The 25,848-nt window shown below is 43.5% G+C and carries 22 protein-coding genes and 4 tRNA genes; 14 read left to right on the forward strand and 12 right to left on the reverse strand.

Going from position 1 to position 25,848, the window contains the following annotated elements; translation table 11 throughout:
- Nucleotides 1-64: 64 nt before the first annotated feature.
- A complete protein-coding gene (locus I1A42_RS06000; RefSeq protein ID WP_196122922.1) occupies nucleotides 65-751 on the reverse strand; it encodes a DUF3334 family protein in 687 nt (228 codons plus the stop codon).
- Nucleotides 752-961: 210 nt separating this feature from the next.
- Between I1A42_RS06000 and ydiJ the strand changes: the two genes are divergently transcribed.
- Together ydiJ and I1A42_RS06010 are read left to right on the forward strand one after the other, a co-directional pair.
- Nucleotides 962-3,997, forward strand: coding sequence for a D-2-hydroxyglutarate dehydrogenase YdiJ (gene ydiJ, locus I1A42_RS06005; protein ID WP_196122923.1), 3,036 nt, complete (start codon nucleotides 962-964; stop codon nucleotides 3,995-3,997).
- A 233-nt stretch (nucleotides 3,998-4,230) separates the two neighbouring features.
- Nucleotides 4,231-4,698, forward strand: a complete 468-nt coding sequence (locus I1A42_RS06010; RefSeq protein ID WP_161155426.1) for a methyltransferase family protein — start codon at nucleotides 4,231-4,233, stop codon at nucleotides 4,696-4,698.
- A gap of 134 nt (nucleotides 4,699-4,832) precedes the next feature.
- Here the strand turns inward: I1A42_RS06010 and I1A42_RS06015 are convergent, their stop codons facing one another.
- The 3 genes from I1A42_RS06015 to yeiP form a co-directional block, all read right to left on the reverse strand.
- The gene (locus tag I1A42_RS06015) at nucleotides 4,833-5,555 is read right to left on the reverse strand and encodes a DUF3581 domain-containing protein (protein ID WP_161155428.1); all 723 of its coding nucleotides are present in this window, start codon (nucleotides 5,553-5,555) and stop codon (nucleotides 4,833-4,835) included.
- 254 nt (nucleotides 5,556-5,809) lie between these two features.
- Complete coding sequence (locus I1A42_RS06020; RefSeq protein WP_161155430.1) at nucleotides 5,810-6,130, reverse strand: HI1450 family dsDNA-mimic protein; 321 nt, start codon at nucleotides 6,128-6,130, stop codon at nucleotides 5,810-5,812.
- A 7-nt stretch (nucleotides 6,131-6,137) separates the two neighbouring features.
- Nucleotides 6,138-6,704, reverse strand: coding sequence for an elongation factor P-like protein YeiP (gene yeiP, locus I1A42_RS06025; protein ID WP_196122924.1), 567 nt, complete (start codon nucleotides 6,702-6,704; stop codon nucleotides 6,138-6,140).
- A 199-nt stretch (nucleotides 6,705-6,903) separates the two neighbouring features.
- Here yeiP and I1A42_RS06030 point away from each other — a divergent pair, with 199 nt between their 5' ends.
- Nucleotides 6,904-7,671 (forward strand): nucleotidyltransferase domain-containing protein, encoded by a 768-nt coding sequence (locus I1A42_RS06030; RefSeq protein ID WP_196122925.1) that lies wholly within the window; start codon nucleotides 6,904-6,906, stop codon nucleotides 7,669-7,671.
- Between the two features lie 2 nt (nucleotides 7,672-7,673).
- Here the strand turns inward: I1A42_RS06030 and I1A42_RS06035 are convergent, their stop codons facing one another.
- Nucleotides 7,674-10,037, reverse strand: coding sequence for a DNA polymerase II (locus tag I1A42_RS06035; RefSeq protein ID WP_196122926.1), 2,364 nt, complete (start codon nucleotides 10,035-10,037; stop codon nucleotides 7,674-7,676).
- A gap of 367 nt (nucleotides 10,038-10,404) precedes the next feature.
- On the opposite strand from I1A42_RS06035, the gene uvrY reads away from it, so the two are divergent.
- The 7 genes from uvrY to I1A42_RS06070 all read left to right on the forward strand — a co-directional run bounded on the left by uvrY (nucleotide 10,405) and on the right by I1A42_RS06070 (nucleotide 14,213).
- Nucleotides 10,405-11,049 carry a UvrY/SirA/GacA family response regulator transcription factor gene (gene uvrY / locus I1A42_RS06040; protein ID WP_161155437.1) on the forward strand — a complete coding sequence of 215 codons (645 nt, stop codon included), beginning with the start codon at nucleotides 10,405-10,407 and terminating at the stop codon, nucleotides 11,047-11,049.
- A complete protein-coding gene (gene uvrC, locus I1A42_RS06045) occupies nucleotides 11,049-12,878 on the forward strand; it encodes an excinuclease ABC subunit UvrC (protein WP_161155439.1) in 1,830 nt (609 codons plus the stop codon). The genes uvrY and uvrC overlap by 1 nt, the downstream gene beginning before the upstream one ends.
- A gap of 46 nt (nucleotides 12,879-12,924) precedes the next feature.
- Nucleotides 12,925-13,482 carry a CDP-diacylglycerol--glycerol-3-phosphate 3-phosphatidyltransferase gene (pgsA, locus tag I1A42_RS06050; RefSeq protein ID WP_161155441.1) on the forward strand — a complete coding sequence of 186 codons (558 nt, stop codon included), beginning with the start codon at nucleotides 12,925-12,927 and terminating at the stop codon, nucleotides 13,480-13,482.
- Nucleotides 13,483-13,786: 304 nt separating this feature from the next.
- Nucleotides 13,787-13,860 (forward strand) — tRNA-Cys (locus I1A42_RS06055).
- A 3-nt stretch (nucleotides 13,861-13,863) separates the two neighbouring features.
- A tRNA-Gly gene (locus I1A42_RS06060) sits at nucleotides 13,864-13,939 on the forward strand.
- A 79-nt stretch (nucleotides 13,940-14,018) separates the two neighbouring features.
- Nucleotides 14,019-14,105: transfer RNA gene (locus I1A42_RS06065), tRNA-Leu, on the forward strand.
- A 32-nt stretch (nucleotides 14,106-14,137) separates the two neighbouring features.
- Nucleotides 14,138-14,213 (forward strand) — tRNA-Gly (locus I1A42_RS06070).
- Between the two features lie 127 nt (nucleotides 14,214-14,340).
- On the opposite strand, the gene I1A42_RS06075 is transcribed toward I1A42_RS06070, so the two are convergent.
- A complete protein-coding gene (locus I1A42_RS06075) occupies nucleotides 14,341-14,823 on the reverse strand; it encodes a GNAT family N-acetyltransferase (RefSeq protein WP_161155443.1) in 483 nt (160 codons plus the stop codon).
- Nucleotides 14,824-15,163: 340 nt separating this feature from the next.
- On the opposite strand from I1A42_RS06075, the gene pheS reads away from it, so the two are divergent.
- The 3 genes from pheS to ihfA all read left to right on the forward strand — a co-directional run bounded on the left by pheS (nucleotide 15,164) and on the right by ihfA (nucleotide 19,315).
- Entirely contained in the window at nucleotides 15,164-16,147 is a 984-nt protein-coding gene (pheS, locus tag I1A42_RS06080) for a phenylalanine--tRNA ligase subunit alpha (protein ID WP_161155445.1), read from the forward strand.
- A gap of 30 nt (nucleotides 16,148-16,177) precedes the next feature.
- Complete coding sequence (gene pheT / locus I1A42_RS06085) at nucleotides 16,178-18,565, forward strand: phenylalanine--tRNA ligase subunit beta (protein ID WP_161155447.1); 2,388 nt, start codon at nucleotides 16,178-16,180, stop codon at nucleotides 18,563-18,565.
- Nucleotides 18,566-19,018: 453 nt separating this feature from the next.
- Nucleotides 19,019-19,315 (forward strand): integration host factor subunit alpha, encoded by a 297-nt coding sequence (gene ihfA, locus I1A42_RS06090; RefSeq protein WP_161156725.1) that lies wholly within the window; start codon nucleotides 19,019-19,021, stop codon nucleotides 19,313-19,315.
- Between the two features lie 67 nt (nucleotides 19,316-19,382).
- Here ihfA and I1A42_RS06095 read toward each other — a convergent pair whose 3' ends face one another.
- Nucleotides 19,383-20,156 carry a RelA/SpoT domain-containing protein gene (locus I1A42_RS06095; RefSeq protein WP_161156728.1) on the reverse strand — a complete coding sequence of 258 codons (774 nt, stop codon included), beginning with the start codon at nucleotides 20,154-20,156 and terminating at the stop codon, nucleotides 19,383-19,385.
- Nucleotides 20,157-20,462: 306 nt separating this feature from the next.
- Between I1A42_RS06095 and I1A42_RS06100 the strand changes: the two genes are divergently transcribed.
- Nucleotides 20,463-21,113, forward strand: a complete 651-nt coding sequence (locus tag I1A42_RS06100) for a thiopurine S-methyltransferase (protein WP_161156730.1) — start codon at nucleotides 20,463-20,465, stop codon at nucleotides 21,111-21,113.
- Nucleotides 21,114-21,198: 85 nt separating this feature from the next.
- Here I1A42_RS06100 and purT read toward each other — a convergent pair whose 3' ends face one another.
- The 5 genes from purT to I1A42_RS06125 form a co-directional block, all read right to left on the reverse strand.
- Nucleotides 21,199-22,377: a formate-dependent phosphoribosylglycinamide formyltransferase gene (gene purT / locus I1A42_RS06105; RefSeq protein ID WP_161156732.1), complete on the reverse strand. Its 1,179-nt coding sequence runs from the start codon at nucleotides 22,375-22,377 to the stop codon at nucleotides 21,199-21,201.
- A 141-nt stretch (nucleotides 22,378-22,518) separates the two neighbouring features.
- Nucleotides 22,519-23,403: an AEC family transporter gene (locus I1A42_RS06110; protein ID WP_161156734.1), complete on the reverse strand. Its 885-nt coding sequence runs from the start codon at nucleotides 23,401-23,403 to the stop codon at nucleotides 22,519-22,521.
- 175 nt (nucleotides 23,404-23,578) lie between these two features.
- Complete coding sequence (gene cdd, locus I1A42_RS06115; RefSeq protein WP_161156735.1) at nucleotides 23,579-24,469, reverse strand: cytidine deaminase; 891 nt, start codon at nucleotides 24,467-24,469, stop codon at nucleotides 23,579-23,581.
- Nucleotides 24,470-24,711: 242 nt separating this feature from the next.
- Nucleotides 24,712-25,401, reverse strand: coding sequence for an LrgB family protein (locus tag I1A42_RS06120; protein WP_161156737.1), 690 nt, complete (start codon nucleotides 25,399-25,401; stop codon nucleotides 24,712-24,714).
- Nucleotides 25,401-25,823 (reverse strand): CidA/LrgA family protein, encoded by a 423-nt coding sequence (locus tag I1A42_RS06125; protein WP_161156739.1) that lies wholly within the window; start codon nucleotides 25,821-25,823, stop codon nucleotides 25,401-25,403. The genes I1A42_RS06120 and I1A42_RS06125 overlap by 1 nt, the downstream gene beginning before the upstream one ends.
- Nucleotides 25,824-25,848: the final 25 nt, after the last annotated feature.

A 25,848-nucleotide genomic window follows, 5' to 3' on the forward strand; every position in this document is an offset into this window, starting at 1 on the left:
ATAGAAAGAGAGAAGGCCGTCCTTAATGGTGTGACGGCCGGATTTATTGCATAAGAATAGAATATTAGATACCAAGCTCATCAAGAAGGTCTGAATTAGAATCTTGATCGTTGTCTTGATTTGCATCTGATTTGTCAGCTGACATTTTTTGGCGTGCTTCTTCTAAAATGGCATCTGGACTTTCATCTTCTTGAACTTCAAATTCTTCTAATTGAATAAACTCGGTTTTGTCCATCGCGAGTTCGAGGTAGAATATGTTGTTATTCTGAGTTGAGAAGGTGACACGACGCGCTTGAGGACGGTCAAGGTTGGTATCGACCGACAGGTTCACTTGCTTGTTCAAGGCCAGCATTTTCGGTTGGTTTTGAGTAATGTTGGTTTGGAGTTCTTTACGGACTTTATTGGTAAAATCACCAACTAGCTGGTTCATGAGCTCCCCAAGCACATCACCAACTTCGTCAGACGTATGAAGAACGGCCAATTCTTCTTCAGGAATACCCATGTTGATCATGTAACTTGAGTACAGTTCCATCGCCGCTTTAGCGGTGAAGTTAATCACTACTAGGCCGGAAAAACCACCATCAAACAGAACAAAGCAGCCAAAGTCTGGTTTAAGGGAGGTTTTACTGATTTTCTGTACCATTGCTGAATAGGTGACATTTTCATTGGTCGCTGAACTCAGTACAGTTGAAACGGATTGGCAAAGTTTCAATAAAATATCTTCGGTAGTAATGGTCTTGTTTTTTCTCATTATTTTAATCCGTCAATAGAGATTGTGATTAGAAGCGAAAAATAGACAACATGTTTGCACATAAATTTTCGATTCAATGCATTCTGTCATTCAGATACTGTTTTGAACACCTTTTTAAATGTTGTAAAGTGACCAAACTCAAAGATTAATTCTAAAAATTAACCCAAATCCCATGGCTGATTGGATCAGCGCAGTAGGGGCAGGAAGCACATGTTACCAAGACTTCACCACCAATCTGATATAGACCCAGTCGTACTTAGTTATTTGCACGAACTGGAAGCTGCCGGCTTTACTGGCGATATTGAAACTCAATATTCCAGTCGTTTTGCTGTTGCAACAGACAATAGCGTTTATCAACAACTACCACAGGCCGTCGTTCATCCTCGAACTACCGAAGATGTTTCTCTCATAGGAAAGATTAGTTCAAAACCGCAATTTGAGAGAGTGACTTTTTCACCACGTGGCGGTGGTACGGGCACCAATGGCCAGTCGCTGACCAAGGGTATCGTAGTTGATTTATCGCGCCATATGAACAAAGTTCTTGAAATAAATGAAAAAGAAGGCTGGGTTCGTGTGCAATCAGGGGTCATTAAAGACCAATTAAATGACGCTGTACGTCCTTACGGATATTTTTTCTCTCCTGATCTTTCTACCAGTAACCGCGCAACGCTTGGCGGCATGGTCAATACCGATGCGTCAGGGCAAGGCTCGTTAAAATATGGCAAAACATCAAACCATGTATTGTCTTTGCAAGCCGTATTTGCTGATGGTTCATTGCTAGAAAGCGATTTGTCTGCGGGGCAGCCTGAGGTTGGCTCATATGCTGAAAAAGCACTGCAAGTAACAGAACAAGTTTGCCGTGATAAGCGCCAACAAATTCTCGATAAATTTCCACCGTTAAACCGTTTCTTGACCGGTTACGATTTAAAAAATGCGATTACTGATGACGATGAATTCGACATTACGCGAGTACTTTGTGGTGCGGAAGGGTCATTAGCGTTCATTACTGAAGCCAAATTAAATTTAACCCCGATCCCTAAAGCTCGCACATTGGTCAACATCAAATACGACAGTTTCGATTCTGCCTTAAGAAACGCGCCGTTAATGGTTGAAGCTCAAGCACTTTCGGTTGAAACAGTCGATTCAAAAGTACTCAATTTAGCGAAACAAGATATCGTTTGGCATAGTGTGCGAGATTTAATTACTGATGTCCCTGGGAAAGAGATGCAGGGGATTAACATCGTTGAATTTGCTGACCAAGACCAAGCAACGGTTGATGGCTTAGTTGCTTCACTCGTGGAACGCCTTGATGAGACCCTGAGTAAGGGTGAAGCGGGCATTATCGGTTTTCAAGTGTGTACTGACTTGGCAAGCATTAACCGTATTTACGGCATGCGCAAAAAAGCGGTGGGTTTATTAGGTGCAGCGAAGGGCCGAGCTAAACCTATTCCATTTACTGAAGATACTTGTGTTCCTCCAGAGAACCTTGCTGACTATATTGCCGAATTCCGCGCTCTATTAGATTCTAAAGGGTTGGCTTACGGTATGTTCGGTCACGTGGATGCGGGGGTTCTGCACGTACGTCCTGCACTGGATATGTGCGATCCCGAGCAAGAACGTATGATGCTTGAAGTGTCAGATGAAGTCGTTAAGTTAGTCGCCAAATATGGCGGTTTAATGTGGGGTGAGCACGGTAAAGGTTACCGCTCAGAATATAGCCCAGCTTTCTTTGGTGAAGAATTGTTTGCTGAGCTGCGTCGAGTTAAAGCCGCATTTGACCCGCATAATAAAATGAATCCGGGCAAAATTTGTACGCCACTTGAGTCTAATGATGAATTGGTAAAAGTTGCCAGTGTGACGCGTGGTTATTACGACAGACAAATTGATGTACAAGTTCGCGATAGTTTTAAACAAGCGATGGAATGTAACGGTAATGGGCTGTGCTTTAACTACGACACCGCATCGCCAATGTGTCCATCGATGAAGATTTTAGCTGACCGTCGTCATTCACCAAAGGGTCGCGCAGGGCTTGTGAGAGAATGGTTGCGTCAGTTAACCGAGCAAGGCGTTGATATTATGAGCCTTGAGCAGGAAACCTATCAAAGTAAAGCGTCGCTTAAAGGGTTAATTGATCGAGTTCGCAATCGTATCAATCAGCGCCATGAGTATGACTTCTCTCATGAAGTTTATGAAGCTATGAACAGTTGTTTGGCATGTAAAGCCTGCGCAAGCCAATGCCCAATCAAAGTGGATGTACCTAGTTTCCGTTCGCGTTTCTTAAATATCTATCACAGTCGCTATCAACGCCCAATGAAAGACTATTTGGTCGCGAACATCGAAACCATGTTGCCATTAATGGCCAAGGTGCCAAAAGTGGTGAACACGATGTTGGCACAAGGCTGGGTTAAAAACATGACGGCTTCAACGGTAGGATATGTAGACGCGCCGTTGCTATCAGTACCAACACTGGCTAAACGAATCCGTCGTCATCCGATTGAACCATTTGATATGCAGCGTTTATTCTCGTTACCAGAGGAAGAGCGTGCGCAATACACCATTATTGTTCAAGACCCTTTCACTAGCTATTACGAAGCGGACGTGGTTGAAGATTTTATTTCGTTACTGATTAAGCTCGGTAAAAAACCGGTACTTTTACCATTTAAACCTAATGGTAAAGCGCAACATATTAAAGGGTTCTTAAAACAGTTTAAATCGACGGCTGAAACCGCAGCTGATTTCTTAAATCAGGTTGCGAAGTTAGGTATTCCAATGGTTGGCGTTGACCCTGCGTTGGTGCTTTGTTACCGAGATGAATATGTTGAATTGCTTGGTGATAATCTGGGAGATTTTAACGTATTATTGGTACATGAATGGTTACTACCGCGCTTGTCTGAATTTGAACAGAAAACGGCAACAGACGATTCGCCGTGGTACTTATTTGGTCACTGTACCGAGAAGACGAAATTGCCTAATACCGAAAAAGAGTGGGGGGCTATATTTACCCACTTTGGCGCAACATTGCAGTCAGTCCCTGTTGGGTGTTGCGGTATGGCGGGCACATTTGGTCATGAAGTCGATAAGCTGCAGATGTCGAAAGATATCTATGCATTAAGTTGGAAGCCAAATCTTGATAAGTTACCAATGGATCGCTGTTTAATCTCAGGGTACAGCTGCCGAAGCCAAGTTAAACGCTTTGAGCATGTTAAGCCTAAGCACCCATTACAGGCGCTATTGACTTTACTGTAGTGTCAGTAGTCGAACATTAGGTTCGTTTATCGATTCTAGCGCTGAGCCCTCTTTTATGAGGGCTTTTTTACGCACAATAGTTGTGCTGGCTATACCCAAATGATCTCAAAATGTAGGATTCAGAGCTTCATCAACGAGCCTAGGTCAAGCTCAATCACGACAGGAATGGTCATTCCCTTTTCACGTTATATACTTATCCTTATGTGGCTATCAGTGAAATAAGGGAAGTGGGGATGCAACCTCGCCATTTAGAACTCAAAATTCCACCTGTGGTGTTGTTTATGATTGCTTTAGTGGCAATGTATGCTTGTATCACGCTATTGCCACAGATGGTGATTCGTTGGCCATTTCCCCGAATAGGGTTTGCTCTATGTTTTATACTATCGGGATTTTTCGGTTTAGCCGGCGTTGCGGGGTTTCGTCGAGCAAAAACCACAGTGAATCCGGCAAAACCAGATCAGTCATCCTGCATTGTGGCGAGCGGTGTATTTCGTCTTTCTCGAAACCCTATGTATTTAGGGTTAACGTTTTTGCTGATAGGGACTGGATACTACCTACAAAATATTATGGCTTTCGTAGTGGTGTGGGCATTCATCGTTTATCTCAATCATTTCCAGATAAAACCAGAAGAGCGCATTTTAGAGGGTAGGTTTGGAGATGAGTATCGCCGCTATAAGCAAGAGGTTAGGCGTTGGCTGTGAGGCTTTCCTATTATCAAATCATTCTTGCTGGTAAAAACTTCCCGTAACGGCGTTAGAGTAGGGCTGAGTTACGCAGCAAAAACAAAAAAGCTCGGAATACCGAGCTTTTTATAACAAGGTTATCGCTTAATACACTAAGCCGCACAATGCTCAGCTAAGAAGGCATCTTTACGCTCATTGAAGCGGGTAACTAAATCATCGATATCTTCTTGGCTGTATGGTTTTAAACCACTTGCTACCATGCGTTTTACGCCGGTACCAACCACAATGCCGTCTTCTTTAAAGGCAAAGTTCAACGTTACTACGCCACGTTTACCTTGGACATCGAATGTCGCACCTTTGAATTCAACTTCTGGATGAGTAAGGTCGAGACGCTCAAATTCAACTTCCATGCTTTCATAAATCACTAAAGGACGTTGGCAGTTGATCATCATCTGCTTTTCTTCCATTAGCGGCACCATAATGTGCGGGAAGTTCATGCCTGAGAACTGCACGTAATTTGTGACTACATGCTCAATGAAATCTGCGTTGTGGCTCGTTTCACCAGAGCGATTAAGATGAAGGTATTCTTTACCAGCATCATCAACGACAGCACTTTCGCCTTCTGCACGGTTATCGATGTGTAGCAATACTCCATCGCTGACCATACCAGCAAAATCAAAACGCATTTTTTGGCTGATCCCTTCCTGCGAAAGCAATACGGCAAAAAGAAGATCGCCAGGCACGCAGAAGCGTTTGCTATCTTCGTCATGGATAGGGTTGTAATCGCCTGCCACTTTTTTAGCAAAGTGACTCGCTTGCTGGCGAGTGAATTGAATTTGTGAATCTTTGGATGAAAAATATGGAGTTAAAAACATAATTTACGCTACGTCACCAAAACTGTGACGCATTATAAACGACTCTTGGATAAAATTGGTCTATCCAGTGAAAAAAAACACCATATTCTTCAGGTGATTTCCCATGTTTGTTACCAAATGTGTCATTTATTGTAATGAAATTACATTAATTGATAGATAATTTTTTATGGTTGCTGAGAATTAATAGTTTTTGGTTATTGCTTTTGGTCGGCTGAGTCAATAAAAAAGCCAACCGGGTGGTTGGCTTTTATCAATCAATCACGCTTCCAGAGCATATGACAAGACTTTTGATCTGGGTCGCGGCTTAAGAGCATTCGGGCAAAAATATCATCAAGGACATCATTGCTCTCGTTCACTAAGCCGATACATACCTCAGCATAAATTTCTTTGTCGACTTCAAATCCAACTTGTTCCTCCCAGTCATCACCGACTTCAACCACTTCCGCTGCACCGCGGTCGTCGAATTGAGCCGTAAACAGCAATACATCTGCTGGTTCTAAGTTATCTGGCGCCATTTCAAGAAAAATGTCGTAAGCGGTTTCGATAATATCGTCGTAAGAAATTAAATCAGTCATTTGTCTATTATGCTCGGCTCATGAATTTACGTTCAGCAGTGTTGATAGAAACACGTTCGCCTGTTGCGATGTATTCTGGTACTTGTACGACTAGGCCTGTTGCGAAATGTGCAGGTTTAGTACGAGCAGACGCAGATGCGCCTTTAATTGATGGGTCTGTTTCTTCAATCACAAGTTCAACAGAAGCAGGTAATTCAAGTGCCACTGATTTACCGTCAACCAGTACCACTGATAAGCCTTGAATTTCTTCAGTAATGAAAAGAAGTTCATCAGCAATGTCAACCGATTTGAAGTTGAATTGAGTGTAGTCTTCATTGTCCATGAAGATATGCTCGTCACCATCAACGTAAGAGAAAGAAACCTGGCGTTTGTTCATATCCACTGTATCTAAGAAATCGTCGGATTTGTAGCGTTCATCGACGCGTGCACCTGTTTCTAGATCAGTACAACGAAGTTTGTAAATTTTTGAACCGCCACGGCCACCAGGAGTGGTGACTTCGATATCTTTGATAAGTAGTGTTTTGCCATTAGAGATGATTGCAAAACCTTTTTTTAGTTCACTTGCCTTAGGCATGGAAATCTTCCTTCATTCTTAAAGTCGTTGCATTATAACTAAGGTTGAGGCGGAAAAAAATCCACTGAACGATGATTTATCTCTTTATGCTGTTGCAAACTTAGTCAATTAGAGGTCGTCCATAAGAGAAATATTGATTCAGTTGCAGCAATCAACGACTATATAACGGTATTAAGTGACCATAGGAGCAACTTCGTTTATGCCATTGAGTGTTTTAACTGCTGATCAACCGTTTCAAACTCAATATGCAGCGCCTATCGGGGAAATGATTAAGTTCTTTCGGGCGAGTATTGGTGACAATCTCCATAGCCTGTATTTGTATGGCAGTGTTGCTCGTTGTCATGCTAAGCCAGGTTACTCGAATCTGGATGTGATTATCGTAACCAAACAGCCGTTCGAGGATAACCGAGTCACATTGGTGAATACTCTTCGTTATCGCTACCAGCGCCGTTACCCATTTATTACCGATATCAATATAAAAACAGGTTTAGCAAAAGATATCGCTTCGTTAGACAGCCTATTTTCTTGGGGCTTTTTGCTCCGACACTGCGCTGTCTGTGTGTATGGTGATGATCTGGGGGAATGTTTTGGGGATTACGAACCTAGTTGGGAAATTGCCAAATATTGGAATATGGATGTGGGCTATAAGGTTGCTTACTACCGAGCCAAAATAGCCAAAGCTCAACGTGGGGATGAACAGATTCGCGCTCAAATGGAAGTGGGTAAAAAACTATTACGAGCCAGCTATTCTCTAGTGATGTACCGTGATAAACAGTGGTTTGATGATCCTGTTGAGTGTGGCAAACAGTTCCTGCGCTATTTTCCAGAAAAGGAAAAAGAAATTGAGCGATTAGGTATCTTATTAAAAGGCAAAATTATCCCCAAACGCTCGGTGGTAGGTTTGCTAGACAGCTTTGGCCCTTGGTTGGCTAAGCAGTATGAAAAAACCGAATTTAGAATCGGTTAACATTAAAACAACCCCAGCTGTGGCGCATTAAGATCGTTAAATTGCATACCAATAAACGGTAATATTGCGTCGGCCACGGGTTTTAATTGTTTGTCGATGTAATGGTCGTAATCAATTGGGCTTTGGCGGTACTCTTTAGGCTCCGGCCCATTAACCGTAATCAGGTATTCAATCACGCCACGGTTTTGATACTGCAATGGGCGTCCTAATTTTTCATTCATGGCATCGGCCATTCGCGCCGCTCTTACTTGTGGCGGTACATTTTTTTGATATTCATGCAGTTTTCGGCGTAGCCGTTTTTGGTACACCAATTCCTCATCTAATTCGCCACTCAATGTTTGTTCGACAATATTCCGTACATATTCATCAGGGCGCTCACCATGAAATACCATGCGATAGAGCTCTTTTTGAAAACGTTGGGATAGGGCAGTCCAATCAGTACGAACACTCTCTAGGCCTTTGAAAACCATCGATTCATGTTCACCTGTACCAATTAAACCTGCGTAACGTTTTTTGGATCCTGTTTCTGCGCCGCGGATGGTTGGCATCAAGAACTTCCGATAGTGAGTTTCATACTCAATTTCTAACATGGAATTAAGACGAAATGCTTGTTGTAAATGCTGTTTCCACCAGTCATTAATTAGGGTGACTAACGATTTCCCCACTTCGTCAGCTTGTTGTTGTGAGTACTCACCACCCAAAGAAACGAAGGTAGAATCGGTATCACCGTAAATGACTTGATACCCTTGGCCTTCAATCAACTTTTTAGTTTGCTTCATGATCTCATGACCACGCATGGTGATACTTGACGCTAAACGTGTATCAAAAAAACGGCAACCTGATGATCCTAGTACGCCATAAAACGAGTTCATGATGATTTTTATCGCCTGAGAAAACGCTTTTTCGTTATCTCGCTTAGCCTGATCACGTGCAGCCCATAACTGTTCGATCATTTGGGGCAAAAAGTGCTTGGTGCGATGAAACTGTCCACCACGAAACCCCGGAACCGCCTGATTATTTTCATTGCCGATTTCTTGTTTTAAGCCTTCAATGAGACCTAATGGATCGATCAGAAAAGAGCGGATAATTGAAGGATACAGGCTCTTAAAATCAAGTACTAATACGGAATTATACAGTCCTGGGATTGAATCCATTACGTAGCCACCTGGGCTCGCAAACCAGTTCTCTGAATGTAGATTAGGCGCAACGTAACCAGCGCGATGTAACTGAGGTAGATAAAGGTTAGTAAATGCCGCCACTGAACCACCAACACGGTCTAATTCCAAGCCGGTTAAACGCGAACGTTGAATAGCAAATTCCAATAGATGAGTCTGTTTAAAAATACGATTAACCAAAACACAATCTTGCAAATTATATTTCGCTAGAGACGGTTTATCATGCGCGTACATCTGGTTAATTTCATCCATGCGGTCATGGACATTATGAATGGCTTTGCCTTCGCCAAGTAATTCTTGAGAAACAGATTCAAGAGACCAAGAACGGAAGTGATAAGTGGCGGTTTTCAGAGTATCAATACCATCAAGTACCACACGACCTGGTATGGTGATGAATCCTTGCTGAGTCTGATTAGCACTACGAAAGTAGCTACTTTGTCCGCCGCGGCCCAGCATCAGTTTTAAGTTATGCCATTGGGCTCGTTTATGTAGCAGGCGAAAATCAAAATCAATGACGTTCCATCCAATGACGACATCGGGATCAAAGGCTTGAAACCAATTAATCAGGGAAAGCAACAGAGCTCGCTCGTCGTTGACCCATTCGATATTTGTCTCTGAGGGCTCAGGTGTACCAATCATTATCACGCGACTATCCATTGGGCTATCAAGACCAATCGAATACAAAATACCTTTTTCCGAGCACTCTAAATCGAGAGACACAATATTGAGATTAGGAACGTAATCGCCTTTACGAATTCTAGCCTGTTCTACTTTTCGATAATCTGGGTAAACGTGAGAGTGTCCGGTAAATTCAACGCTACCTTGAATAAAGCGTTCCATCAAAAATCGATCAGCTAACTTGATATCGGTTTCCAGTACCAATATCGATCGTTCAACAAATGCCTTTTGTAATCCAAACGACGCTTGAATGGTTGAAGTATAAATGGCGACTAAGGCTTGGTTTTCAAAAGTATGCAATGGTAATGAGCGACATTCTGCCAAGATATTCAATTGATTTACAATGCCTTGCGCTTGTTCTAAGTCGTCTTGCAGAATAAAAAATACTGGTTTTTCACCACGAATAATGAGCTGAGTCGGACCTTGTTCTGTCGCGAGCCAAAGGTCAATTTGAGTTTGCCCTCGTACATCACGAGCTTGGCGAGTCAGTAAGAATCCAGATTGCAGAGTCAAATTAATATCCGTGGTGTGGTAAATCAGCCCATTTTAGGCGATAAAGTTCATTTTTACCCTTAATCATAACAAATATGGTTTTTTGGTACTGGTTAAATTTCATGAACGGTTATTTCGCATTGCGCCTGCTATTGGTGGGACGCTGCTTCATTAATATTAGGTATCACTATTATGTGATTTACTGATAAATGAGATTTTTAGTTAAAAGCGCTAATTCGTGATAATAAGTGCTTGCGAAACTTTGCGTTTAAGCACATATTCGTACGAAGCAAAATGAATTTATTTAAGTTACAATAGGCGAACATCCTGCCATTCACTTTCTTGCTGAGTGAATGCAGAGCCGATAGATAAGTGTGGAGATACAAGTTTGATAAGTGTTTTCCTTGTAGATGATCACGAACTGGTTCGCACAGGGATACGACGTATTATTGAAGACGTCCGTGGAATAAATGTAGCAGGGGAAGCTGATAGTGGCGAAGACGCTGTAAAATGGTGTCGTAATAATCATGCTGACGTGGTGCTCATGGATATGAATATGCCTGGCATCGGTGGTATGGAAGCAACCAAGAAAATCTTGCGCCTAAATCCAGACGTTAAAATCATCGTTTTAACCGTACATACTGAAAACCCGTTCCCAACGAAAGTTATGCAAGCTGGGGCTGCTGGGTATTTAACCAAAGGGGCTGCACCCGATGAGATGGTCAATGCCATTCGAGTCGTCAATAGCGGCCAGAGATACATCTCACCTGAAATTGCGCAGCAAATGGCACTAAGCCAATTTTCACCGGCTTCAGAAAATCCATTTGCAGATTTGTCCGAGCGTGAGCTTCAGATCATGATGATGATCACCAAAGGTCAGAAAGTAACGGACATTTCAGAACAGTTAAATTTGAGCCCTAAAACAGTCAACAGTTATCGCTACCGTCTTTTTTCTAAATTAGATATTAGTGGTGATGTGGAACTGACTCACCTAGCGATTCGTCATGGAATGCTGGACACAGAGAAGTTGTAGTGCCGAGTTTTGATTCCGTATCCTTTTTAAAAACAGTAACTAATCAGCCTGGCGTTTATCGTATGTATAACGTTGAGGCTGAAGTTATTTATGTTGGTAAAGCAAAAGACCTCAAAAAGAGGTTGTCGAGTTATTTTCGTAAGACGATCGATAGCGAGAAAACTCGCGCACTGGTTACTCACATCGACAAGATAGATGTGACGGTGACTCATACCGAAACCGAAGCCCTCATCCTTGAGCATAATTATATTAAAAAGTACTTACCTAAGTACAATGTATTATTGCGTGATGATAAATCTTATCCCTATATTTTTATTAGCGGTCATAAACATCCGCGCATCTCGATACATCGTGGTGCTAAAAAGCGCAAAGGTGAATATTTCGGCCCCTACCCAGATTCTGGGGCGGTACGAGAAACGCTGCATTTACTCCAAAAGATATTTCCTGTTCGTCAGTGTGAAGATTCGGTTTACAGTAACCGAACTCGCCCATGCCTGATGTATCAGATTGGACGCTGTGCAGGACCTTGTGTCAGTTCAGTGATTTCCGATGAACAATACTCTGAACTTGTTAATTTGGTGCGCCTCTTCTTACAAGGTAAAGATCAGCAAGTGCTGGAAACCTTAGTCAGTAAGATGGAGCGGGCGAGTGCGGCATTAAAGTTTGAAGATGCCGCAAAGTTTCGCGATCAAATCCACGCAATTCGTCGAGTACAAGAACAGCAATACGTGTCTGACGACAGCATGGAAGATATGGATGTGCTCGGCTTTGCTCAAGAAAATGGTATTGCCTGCGTTTATATTTTAATGATACGCCAAGGCAAAGTGCTCGGTAGCCGCAGTCATTTCCCTAAAGTGCCACACAATACGACACAAGAAGAAGTGTTCGATAGCTTTTTGACTCAATACTATTTGAGTCACAATGAGGCTCGCACCATTCCAACTCGTATCATTGTTAATTCAGGTTTGTTTGAAGATGTGTCGGCATTACAAAATGCACTGACAGAGGTCGCTGGGCGAAAAATTCATTTCCATGTCAATCCAACCGGAATTCGTGGGCGTTATCTCAAACTTTCCAATACCAACGCACTAACCGCGATTACGACCAAGATCAACCATAAAATGACGATCAGCCAGCGCTTTAAAGCGTTGCAAGAAGAACTGGACATGGAATCTATCCAACGAATGGAATGTTTTGATATTTCCCATACGATGGGGGAGAGCACGATTGCATCATGCGTGGTGTTTAATCAAGAAGGACCGGTGCGTCAGGAATATCGTCGCTACAACATTACGGGAATCACCGGTGGCGATGATTATGCGGCGATGGGACAAGTCCTCGAACGTCGCTACTCTAAACAGTTAGAAGTGGATAAAATCCCTGATATTATCTTTATCGATGGTGGTAAAGGGCAGTTAAATCGAGCTTATGAGATTTTGCAGCAGTGTTGGGAAGATTGGCCCAAGAGGCCGCGTTTAATCGGTATTGCGAAAGGGGTAACCCGTAAGCCAGGGTTAGAAACCTTGATTACCACCGATGGTCATGAATCACATTTACCTAGTGATGCGCCAGCATTACATTTGATTCAACACATCCGGGATGAAAGCCACAACCACGCTATAGCGGGACACCGTGCGAAACGTGGTAAAACACGCCGAACCAGTACGTTGGAAGGCATTGAAGGTGTTGGACCAAAACGTCGCCAGGCGTTGTTAAAATATATGGGGGGATTACAAGAACTTAAACGAGCAAGTGTTGAAGAAATAGCCAAAGTACCAGGGATTAGCCATTCTTTGGCAGAAAACATTTATCAGGCATTGAAACCATGATGAAAATGCCGCAACATAAACGCGCTACCGATAAGAGCTTACAATTATGCGTTTGAACATTCCGAATATTCTTTCATTAATACGACTTTTTCTCATACCAGTTTTTGTCGTAACCTTCTATCTTCCCTTTAGTTGGGGACCATTTGCTGCTGCCATGGTGTTTTGGGTGGCCGGATTTACCGATTGGTTAGATGGGATGTTAGCGAGAAAACTGGGCCAGACTTCTCGTTTTGGCGCGTTTATCGATCCCGTCGCCGATAAGGTGTTGGTCGCGACGGCGTTAATTGTTATCACAGAACATTACCACACTATTTGGATTACTATCCCTGCAGTGACTATGATTGCTCGTGAGATTATCATTTCAGCATTGCGTGAATGGATGGCCGAAATAGGCAAACGCTCGAGCGTGGCCGTATCTTGGATTGGTAAAGTAAAAACACTGACCCAAATGTTTTCACTTTGGGTGCTGATTTGGCATTACGACAATTGGATGGTTTGGGTAGGTTATATTGCCATTTACGTGGCAACAGTGCTGACCTACTGGTCAATGGTCCAGTACCTGATGGCTGCTAAAGATGATCTCTTGAGTGAAGACAGTATGTAAATCGGTTTAATACACCTATTTTATAAAAAGACGGACAAGGTTCCGTCTTTTTTCGTTTAAGTGGTTCATACAAGGCTGATCTTTTCACGCTACGGTTCAGTTATTTTGATTTAGTGTGACTTATCTCTTGGAAAATTCGGTTATTTTTGCTCTGAATTTAACCGAAAACAGCCTCTTTGGCTGTAAAGTAGCCAAACGACATAAAATTGAAAAAAATTCTGTTGACTCGCTGCATCGAATCCGTAGAATGCATTCCCGTACTCAGGAGCAAGGCGATAAACGCCAAGCTTACTGAAGTTACGAAGGCGCGTTGGCAGAGGGGCTATGCAGCGGATTGCAAATCCGTGGACCTCGGTTCGACTCCGGGACGCGCCTCCATTTGCGACACTAGCTCAGTTGGTAGAGCGCAACCTTGCCAAGGTTGAGGTCACGAGTTCGAACCTCGTGTGTCGCTCCAAATAAAAAGATATGGAACATAAGTTCGGTATCAGATGGTGTTTTACTTTTTCAGTAAAGGCATCGCAACAGAATTGCGTGCCCTGGTGGTGGAATTGGTAGACACAAGGGATTTAAAATCCCTCGGCGTTCGCGCTGTGCCGGTTCAAGTCCGGCCCGGGGCACCATCTATACAAGGTAACGATAACATCGTTACTATGCGACACTAGCTCAGTTGGTAGAGCGCAACCTTGCCAAGGTTGAGGTCACGAGTTCGAACCTCGTGTGTCGCTCCAAACATTGAAGCCCTGACTTTTCGGTCAGGGCTTTTTCGTATATGAAATAAAGTAAGTAACGACGTTCTGAGCGTCATTACAGGGCAGGTTGAGGTCACAAAGCGTTTTCATATCTTGGTGAATAAAACTAAAGCTGTTTCTCCATCCACACGTCACATCCGTTATGTTCAGTGCCCGCTTTAGGAGATACTAGGCGATTAAACCCCAGTGACTCATATAATTTGATCGCGCTTGTCATGGTTTTGAGCGTATCGAGATAACAGGACTGATAACCTTGCTCTTTAGCAAAGTCCAAACAGGTTGATGCGAGCTTACGGCCTAGACCGGACCCACGAGTTTCAGCGAGAAGAAATAACTTTCGTAATTCACAACAGTCTGGCTCACTGCCAAATTGGGCAATACCGCCGCCGCCGACCACTTTTCCATCGATTAATGCAATAAAATACTGGCTACCTTGATCGGGGTGGTAATGTTCACTCATCGCCAACACTTCATCATCTGAGGGGCCAAATCCATCCCCAATTGCACCGAATTCAGCACCAACTTGCTGAATTATCTTACAAATCGCAAGGTTGTGACTTGAATCAATGGGAATTATTTCTAGTTGCATATGATCTCCGTATCCAGAAAACAGAAAATGGGGTGGACGTTTAATTTCGACTCTTCATTACGTGAGTCAAAAAGAGTATCGACAAAGGTTAGCAGTTACGTGATTTAACAATCTACTCTTTTTTGTCTCGATAGTGGTTAATGAGTGGCCGAAATTAGGCTTTGGCGCGCATTTCATTTGGCTTTAACTGCCGCTTTCGGTACTATGTACAGCTATTTGAAATACCCCAAGAATCCCTTACGGTCAACCTATCGGGTACCCGTCTGGACACTCTGTCGGGACCCTTGGAACTCGCTCTTGAGTTCCTAAAGGAAACTGCTCATTAGCAGACGAGGAAACAATGCAACATCTACAAGAGATTATTGCTAACGCGACCGCTGCCATCGAGGCTGCTGAGTCGTTAGTCGCACTCGATGAAGTGCGTGTTCAGTATTTGGGCAAAAAAGGTGAGCTAACTGCTCAACTGCAAAGCCTAGGTAAATTGCCACCTGAAGAGCGCCGCACTGCTGGTCAGGAAATCAACAAAGCTAAAGGCGCGGTTCAACAAGCGATCGTAGCGCGTAAAGACGCTCTGCAACGTGCTGAACTAGAAGCGAAATTGGCAGCAGAAACGATCGATGTGACTTTGCCTGGTCGTCGTATCGAAAATGGTGGTTTACACCCTGTCACTCGTACAATCGAACGTATTGAAAGCTTCTTTGGTGAGCTAGGCTTTACCGTTCAGTCTGGCCCAGAAATTGAAGATGATTTCCATAACTTCGATGCTCTGAACATTGCACAAGATCACCCAGCACGTACTGATCACGATACCTTCTTCTTTAATCCTAAGTTGATGCTTCGTACTCACACTTCAGGTGTACAGATTCGTACGATGGAAAACAATCAGCCACCATTGCGTTTTATCGCACCTGGCCGTGTTTACCGTAACGATTACGACCAAACTCATACTCCAATGTTCCACCAAGTAGAAGGTATGTTGGTTGACGAGAAAGTAAACTTCGCTCAGCTAAAAGGTATCTTGAACGACTTCCTATGTAACTTCTTTGAAGAAGATTTAGAAGTTCGATTCCGTCCTTCTTACTTCCCATTCACAGAGCCTTCTGCAGAAGTGGACGTGAAAGGGAAAAACGGTAAATGGTTAGAGGTTCTAGGTTGCGGTATGGTTCACCCGAACGTACTTCGCAGTGTAGGTATCGACCCTGAAAAATACTCTGGTTTCGCATTTGGTATGGGCGTTGAACGTCTTACTATGTTGCGTTACGGCGTAAACGACCTTCGTGCATTCTTCGAAAACGATCTTCGTTTCCTCAAACAGTTCAAGTAATCAGGGGCCCCAAAGAGGGATAGAAACACTATGAAATTCAGCGAATCATGGCTTCGTGAGTGGGTTAACCCTGCGGTGACAACTGACGAGCTTACTCATCAAATTACAATGGCTGGCTTGGAAGTCGATGACGTACTTCCTGTAGCGGGCGACTTCACAGGTGTGAAAGTGGGTAAAGTTGTGGAATGTGCACAACACCCAGACGCAGACAAATTGCGCGTAACTAAAATCGATATCGGTGCTGAAGAGCTGCTGGATATTGTGTGTGGCGCGCCAAACTGTCGTCAAGGTATCAAAGTTGCTGTTGCAACGGTTGGTGCCGTTCTTCCTGGTGATTTTAAAATTAAAAAAGCAAAACTTCGCGGACAACCTTCGCACGGTATGCTGTGTTCATTTTCAGAGCTAGGAATCGATGTTGAATCTGATGGCATCATGGAATTGGCGGAAGATGCAGTACTAGGGACTGATTTCCGTGAATTCTTAGGTCTTAACGATGTAACTATCGATGTTGACTTAACGGCTAACCGCGCAGACTGTTTCAGTATTCGTGGTCTAGCTCGTGAAGTGGGCGTATTAAACCGTGCAGACGTGAACGCTCCAGAAACATCACCAGTACCAAGCACTATCGACGATACTGTTTCAGTTGACGTTCAAGCGCCAGCTGCATGTCCTCGTTACCTAAGCCGCGTAGTTAAAAACGTAAACGTGAAAGCGTCTACGCCAATGTGGATGCAAGAGAAATTGCGCCGTTGTGGTATTCGTTCTATCGATCCTATCGTTGACGTGACTAACTACGTGATGCTTGAACAAGGTCAGCCAATGCACGCATTCGATCTTGCGAAGATTGAAGGTGGCATCGTCGTTCGTTTAGCCGAGCAAGGTGAAAAACTGACGCTACTCGACGGTACTGAAGCTGAACTCCAAGAAGGTACACTTGTTGTTGCTGATAAAGCGAAAGCACTGGCTCTTGCAGGTATCTTTGGCGGTGAACACTCAGGTGTAAGCAGTGACACTCAAGACGTATTACTTGAATGTGCATTCTTTGCGCCAGCAGCGATTCGTGGTCGTGCACGTGAATACGGGTTGCACACTGATTCTTCACTTCGTTTTGAACGTGGTGTGGATTTTGATCTGCAATACGCGGCAATGGAACGTGCAACTCAGCTATTGATTGATATCTGTGGTGGTGACGTTGCTCCTGTTAATGCAACAGAAGCAAGCGCAGAATTGCCAACAGCAAACACAGTGTCACTGCGTCGCACTAAACTGAATGACCTTTTAGGCCATCATGTTGAAGATGCTGACGTCGTAGAGATTCTAGAGCGCTTAGGTCTTTCTGTAGAAAGCACTGATGCAGGTTGGACTGCAACCGCACCAAGCTGGCGTTTTGATATCGCGATTGAACAAGATCTTGTAGAAGAAGTTGGCCGTATTTACGGTTACGACAATATTCCAAACCAAGCGCCTGTTGCTGGCTTGAGCATGAACTTGCACAAAGAAGCAAACTTGCCGCTTAAACGCGTACGTGATCTACTTGTTGACCGTGGTTACCATGAAGCAATTACTTACAGCTTCGTTGAACCAGAACAACAAAAATTGATCGTGCCTGATGTTGAACCTTTAGTATTGCCTAACCCAATTTCTGCAGACATGTCTGCAATGCGTTTAGGTCTGATCCAAGGTCTGCTCAACACGGTTGTACGTAACCAAAAACGTCAGCAACCACGTGTTCGTTTATTTGAATACGGTTTACGCTTTACTCCAGATGAAGCGGCTGAGAACGGTATGCGTCAAGAACCAATTCTTGCGGGTGTGATTTCTGGTACGTTGAATGACGAACACTGGAATATTAATACCGCGACCGTTGATTTCTTTGATCTTAAAGGTGACCTAGAAGCGATTCTCGATCTTACCGCGAATGATAAAGCTTACAGCTTTACCGCAGTAAAACACCCAGCTCTTCATCCGGGTCAAGCGGCAGCTATCCTTGTTGACGGTAAGCAAGTGGGCGTTATCGGTACGGTTCACCCTGAACTTGAACGCAAATTTGGTCTAAACGGCCGCACTGTTGTGTTTGAAATCGAGTGGAATGCGATTGCGACTCGCGTGATTCCTGAAGCAGTTTCATTATCTAAATTCCCATCGAACCGTCGTGATATCGCAGTAGTGGTTGATGATACGGTTGCTTCTGACGCGATTGTTCAAGCGTGTGTGGCTGCTGGTGGTGAATTGCTAAAAGATGCGAAACTGTTTGACGTTTACGTGGGTCAAGGTGTTGAGGATGGTAAGAAGAGTCTTGCTATTGCTCTGACACTACAATCAACAGAACGTACTCTAGAAGAAGCAGATATTTCTACTGCCGTTGATGCTATTGTTGCTCACGTCGGTGAGAAATTTGGTGCATCTTTGCGCGATTAATTGTTATCTATACCGCAAATTTGAAAAACAGGCTCTTATCAAGAGCCTGTTTTTTTATGTCACAAGCGCAGAAAAAGTGTCGCAACTGTTAGAATTATGTCAAGTAACCCCATGATTTATTAGAGAAATTAAAAATTTTGATCGCATCGAAAAATTGACATTTCGTTTTTTAATAATATTTTATTCTAATAAATAACACTTATGTAGGGTAATTATCTGAATTATATTCGGTAAATTATCAAAAATGATGTCAAATGTTGGTTTTCATCAAATTATATGCGCCTAGTTTTGTTAAAAAGTGCAGTTTAGGTTGCGAAAAAAAGTTGGCGAAAATCATAAGCTTGGCATACACTTTTCAGGTATTGCTGATATGTTGTTGATTCAGCAAGGCAAATTATTGCCACGGCGCTGTCATCAAGACAGCAAGATTAACTAAGCTTTGAGGGAAGTTTTATGGCGCTCACAAAAGCCGATTTGGCAGAAAGCCTGTTTGAGAAATTGGGTTTTAGCAAACGTGATGCCAAGGAAACGGTTGAGGTGTTTTTCGAAGAGGTTCGTAAAGCACTCGAAAGTGGTGAACAGGTAAAACTCTCTGGTTTCGGCAATTTCGATCTACGTGATAAAAATGAACGTCCTGGTCGTAACCCGAAAACTGGGGAAGACATTCCAATTTCCGCTAGACGTGTCGTAACGTTCCGCCCAGGGCAAAAATTAAAAGCCCGCGTCGAGAACATTGAAGTCACTAAATAAGGACCGAGCATAAAGACCTTGTGATTAGGCAAGGTCTGTATGCCCTCGTGACGTTACTTACACGGATTTAAGCAGCCTGGAGTTGTGTAGTGATATATGGCTGCCAGGCTTGTTGATATAAGTCCTGTGAGCGACTGCGTATTCGATCTATTTTGGTTAACTCTAATTCCGTCAATTCACGGTTTTCCAGTAGAGCCGTGCGTTCAATTTTCTGTACCTGTTCATAAATCGTATGTTCAGGGCCGCTCTTTACTTGTGCAATATTTGCCAAGTGTAACTGAACCTCTGCCACAATATTTGTTTTTGGCAAACGAACCAACAAATTCAAGTCGCGATAACCGGAAGGGGCTGGTTTTTTAAAGCGGTTTTTCACCTTTACCACTGTCGCTTCACGATTCAAAATTTCATACGCTTTTACTAAACTCGGTACATCATCGGCTACGATGGTTGCACGGGCTAAGTCTGTAATACGAGTATTGTCTCCAGCAAATTCCGCTCGTATTTTCTCTTGGGCACGCTCTTTTGATTTTACCCCTGCAAAATGGGGCTGAGTACCAGTGAGCATTGCTGTCGATTTACAAAGATTCTCTAATTCCATTTGTGCTTGATGAGCTTTGGTATACAGAATATCGAAATCATCATAGGGCTGTTTGATTGCCGCGTTGGTCGTTTGAATGCCGTAAAGACCACTTAAACTATGACGAAACAGTTTGCTGCTGACTTCATTTTGAGATTCTGCTCGGTTTTCTGGTGCAGAAGTATCTGCAGGCATTGCTGCAAATGCTGGACCACGGCTGAAGATTAATAGCATGAGTGCCGTGGTACGTAATAAAAGGCTCATTGACTCTCCTTAGCTTACACAGTTGGGTCAGAGTTTGGAGTTAAAGTTTTTCGACACCAAGTAAAGCTGATAGATAGTGAGTACTTATCACGTATATCTATATATAAGGATATTGAGAGCAAACACAATCCCTTTGACGCAATGCTGACATAAACTTTGCAGTTCAGTTGGATAGTTTAATGGCGACTGTTTCCAGGATTAAGATTATCTATCAGTAGGTTAAGTTAAGATTGAGGGCGGTGCTAGGATTCGGTTAGAGAATACGATAATCTTACGCTCATTCCCTTTAAAAGACAGAGAACACTAATGAGAGATCCGGAATTTTGGCACAGTAAATGGGCGTCAAATAAGATTGGGTTTCATCTCGATGATGTTAACCCGTTGCTGGAGACGTTTTGGTCACAGTTAAATCCGCAACGCGAGCAATCCGTGCTAGTGCCACTGTGTGGTAAGTCAGAAGATTTGGTTTGGCTGGCAGAAAGGCATAATGACGTTACAGGTGTTGAGCTCAGTCCAATAGCTGTGAGGGCCTTCTTTGCTGAACACTTTTATACACCACTGGTGACTCAAATTAATCATGCTCATGAATTGTATCAGTTTGATGAACTCTCTATCTTTACGGGTGACTTCTTTACTGCGCCATTGGATAGTGTCGATCTTGTCTATGATCGGGCCGCTATGGTCGCTCTGCCTGAAGATATGCGAGTAGAGTACGTCGAGCATATTAAACGTTTACTAAAACCAGGTGGTAAGGTGCTGCTCGTCACGTTAGATTACCCACAGCAAGAGTTAAGTGGTCCTCCTTTTAGTATTCCGGAGCAAGAGGTGCGTCGCCTATTTGCGGACTGGAATATTACTATATTACAAGAAGATATCGCAGATGAGGATCATCCAAAAATTGCGCAGAAGGGACTATCGCGTTTTTCTGAAGTGGTTTGGATGATTGAAAAAGCCTAGTGGGTCGTTTTACGTCCTAGACGAAAATAAAAATAGCATGCCAAGGCATGCTATTTTTGTATCTGTGCAACGTGTGAAAGCGAACTTAGTTGTAATGAACTTGAATTGCTTTCATTGCATCAATGGCTTTATCAACTGCGCTTTGGGTATCTTTATCGCGGACTAAAGCGACACCTAAGCGACGACGACCAGCGATTTCAGGTTTGCCAAATAGACGAACTTGAGTTTGAGGTAGCGCTAGCGCGTCCTCTAAGCCACTGAATTGAATGTTTTGTGATGTACCATTACCTAGTAGCGCCGCGGAAGCCGCAGGACCGTATTGCGTGATTGAGCCAATCGGTAGACCTGTGAAAGCGCGAACATGCAAGGCAAACTCGGAGACATCTTGTGAGATCAATGTTACGAGGCCAGTATCATGTGGGCGAGGTGACACTTCATTGAAAATGACTTTGTCACCTTTTACAAATAGCTCAACACCAAATAAACCATAACCGCCTAAGGCATTAACCACTTCTTCAGCAACAAATTCAGCAGCTTTACGGGCATTTTCTGACATCACTTGTGGCTGCCAAGATTCACGGTAGTCACCATCTTCTTGGCGGTGACCGATCGGTGCACAGAAGTGCACGCCGTCTACTGCACGAACAGTTAATAGCGTGATTTCATAATCGAAATCGATAAAACCTTCAACAATCACGCGACCAGCACCGCTACGGCCACCTTCTTGAGCGTATGTCCAAGATTTTTCGACATCTTCAGGCGTTTTAATGACACTTTGGCCTTTACCTGACGAGCTCATCACTGGCTTACACACACACGGTGTACCGACGAATTCAACCGCTGCTAAAAATTCTTCGTAGCTATCAGAAAAACGGTAAGGTGAAGTTGGCAGAGAAAGTTCTTCTGCGGCTAAGCGACGAATCCCTTCTCGGTTCATAGTTAGGCGAGTGGCGTTCGCAGTAGGAACAACATTGAGCCCTTGCGCTTCCAGCTCCACCAGTTTTGGTGTAGCAATCGCTTCGACTTCTGGTACGACATAATCGGGTTTCTCTTCCGCGATGACTTTTGCTAGCGCGTCGCCGTCGAGCATGTCAAAAACATGACTACGATGAGCCACTTGCATTGCAGGTGCATCAGCGTAGCGATCACATGCGATCACTTCTAATCCAAGACGTTGACATTCGATCGCTACCTCTTTACCAAGTTCGCCTGAACCTAGAAGTAGTACACGGGTAGCGTTAGCGCGGGTAGCAGTCCCCAACATAGAGAATCCTTTTAAAAATTAATCGGCTTAGTCAAGATAGCCGCAATCATACTGAAAAAAACGAAAAAAGCAAACGTTTGCGTGAGCGTTTCTTTGCGGCAAGAGCTGGTCAATTTAAGCCGTTTTTATGACGGTTTGATGTCAGCTATTAGGCAATGAAAACGCAAACACCAGTAGTGCAGGCAAGGTAACGATAGCGAAGAAATTGCCAAACAAGACCATAGAGGCGACCTTGGTGGGCTCCACTTGGCATTGTTCCGCAAAGAGATAGTTCATCACTGCAGGCGGTAACATCGTGAACAGCACCATCATTTGCATTTGCATTGCTGGTAAAGGGATTAACCAATAGATCAAAGCAAAAGCGACGAAACCTGTGGCAAGAGATTGTAAGGTTGAGATGATGCCAATTTTTAACCCTGACAATTGCATATTGGTCATTTGCGACCCGAGCGACAATAGCATAATTGGGATACAAGCTTGGCCCAATAAATCTGAGGCTTGATAAAGTGGTTCCCATACAGTGACACCACTTAAGTTAATCGCGATTGCGAGCACGGCGGATAAAAAGAGTGGGGACACGAACACTTGTGCCACAGAGGCAGATTTTTTCAAAATACTTTGGCCGACACTCACTTGTAAGCAGGTTGACACTACCATTAGCATCACAGCAGCAGGCATCGCTTGTGGGCCAAATGTATAAGTAAAAATGGGAATGGCTAAATTGCCACTATTACGAAACATATGCAGTGGTGCCCAAGTTTTGTATTGCCAGTTACCCCAGTGGCAAATTGGAATCATCAGTAAGCCGGGGAGTAGAACCGCGATAAGCGACGCACCGATTAAGGGAAGCTGACTCATATCAAGCTTCATATGCAGTAATGATGAAAATACCAATGCAGGCGTGAACGCCACCAAATTCATCTTATTGAGAGGGCGAAAGTCGGGTTTAAACCAAACCGCTAACAAATAACCGACCACCGCAAGTGCCATGACGGGAAACAAAATCGCAATAACTTGGGAAAACATACCATTCCTTGGATAACGTTTAGCAACGTATTTGTATAACTGATTGACTGAGATGAGATTGAGAACTGCGCTTATCTTAACGTGTCTCGAGCGACGTGCCTACATCAAATTCGCTCGATTTATTGGTTAGCAATGAAAGAGGCATAGGACTGCCTCTTTCTAAAAGGGAGGGAGTTTAATCTAAGGCAAGGTACGCAAGGTCGATGTCTGGATTGATGGCTTCTAACGTTGATTGAGTACAAGCAAGGTGACTAATCGTGCCTTGCGCCATTTCAACCAAAGCGGCATGTTCGATAGCGGTAAATTCTTCGCCTCCCATGCGCACTAAGACAAGAGCAACTTGCAGTGGTGGCAGGCTGGGATTAAACGCTGCATTTTCGGCGTAAGCACCGGTGTAATAACGTCCTGATCGCGTTTGTAACGCCACTCCACTCAGGTTATGTGTGTAAGGTGCATGGCTGCGATTAAGCGCGGAAAGTGCGTGTTGAACAATGGCTTCGTCAACATCACAGTGCTGCCCATTGTCGATTTTGGCCATCAATGCAGATTCGATACCTAAATCCTTTGGTCCGAATGACTCTGGCAAATAGTGTTGAAGCGATTGGCTATCACGTGCTGGCAGTTGGATTTGCAGGGAATCAGCTGTGGTTAACTCATTCATAAATTGGCGACAGTGACCACATGGCGTGTGGTTGACTGTGAGATCTTTAATCCCTTCTTCTCCTTTGGTCCAAGCATGGCTAATTCCGGCTTGTTCAGCGTGAATGGTTTGTCCAAGCTGGGCTCCTGAAAATTCCATATTGGCACCAAAATAAATACGACCACTTAACCCGCGTACAATAGCGCCAACATAAAAGTTTGAAATAGGTACATAGGCAAAAGCGGCGGCCAATGGCAGCAGAGCGATACGCAGTTCAGCATCGCTATAACCGGACAACGTTAATAGTTGGGTAAAATGCTCGGCAGATAGTGTTGCATCAAAATCGTCGGCAAGCACGATAGGGGAAAGATAATCGGAAATGGCTTCAGGTAACGTTTTTAGTGCTTCTTCAATACGGCCTTTCATAAGCTGTCCTTGTTTATTTATGGAGAATTAGTGTAGGAAAATGAGGATTTTTATAAGTGATTTAAATCACAATTTTATTGAAATTGAATTTATTTGTTACATAAATAGAGTGCGATCACACATGTTATCGATTACAGGTGTGCAACTTGTGAACTATATCTATATTCATTCGCTCGCATACGAAAAAGCCGAGAACGGTGGTTTCTCGGCTTTAGATAAGTGCAATACAGTATGTTGATGGGTCAATTCACTATGAAGTGGTGTAACCAAACGATAATGCCAAAAAAGATGGGGGCAAGAATAGAGGTAATTACGCCACACATGACCAACGCTAATGAACTAAATGCGGCATCTTTAGGTTCACGTTCTGCACACGTTGCAGTACCTAGTGCGTGGGAAACTGATCCCATGGTAAGCCCTTTAGCAATAGGGTGAGTAATATTTAACATTTTAAATATTGGATAACCCATAATGGCGCCGAATAAGCCTACGAGCACAACGACAATGGCAGCAATAGAAGGTTCGCCGCCAAGATTTTTTGATACTTCCATCGCGATAGGAGTCGTAATGGATTTCGCCATTAAAGATGCAATCAGCGTAATATTGGTTCCCATTAATACAGCGATAATACCCGCTGTCATCATCGACATAATGCTGCCAACGGTACATGCCAACATGATAATTCGCCAGTTTGCCCTAATTTGCGGTAACTGTTCATACAATGGGAAAGCCAGAGCAACCACTGCAGGAGCTAAAAGATCACTGATATAAATGTTATCTGCGTAGTAGGTATCAAAAGGAACACCGAGTAGCATCAAAATAGCAATTAAAATGACAATACTCATTAGCAGTGGATTGGCTAACGGTGAATGGATTTTAGTTGCAATCCAGCGGCATAAGAAAAAAACCACAAGCGTAAGAATGAGCCACATTATGCTTTCTCCTTAATGCTTTGAGCGCCGACGCGCTGGAGCTTTTTTTCTTTTTTAGGCTTCTTATCGGTATTGAGGTAACGGTCTAAAATGAGACTTAACGTCACCATGACGATAGCACTGCCGCCAATAGCACTGGCGAGAATAGACCAAGCGTTATCCAGTAGCATGTCAAAATGGTTCATCAGCCCTACGCTGATAGGAACAAATAACAGCATCATATAACGGATGAAAATGTGACAGCCGGGACGAACCCAATCGACAGGCGCCAAACCACTTGCCAGTAAGGCAAACAGAATGAGCATACCAAAAATACTCCCTGGAACGGCCACGCCGAGCATTTTTTGAATCCAGTTTCCTATCGCTAAGCTGATGAAAATCAGTGCGAATGAAACGATATATTTAAATAGTGTGTTTAACATATATACTTCGCATACAAGAATTTAA

This window comes from Vibrio nitrifigilis (genome assembly GCF_015686695.1).
Lineage (GTDB): Bacteria > Pseudomonadota > Gammaproteobacteria > Enterobacterales > Vibrionaceae > Vibrio > Vibrio nitrifigilis.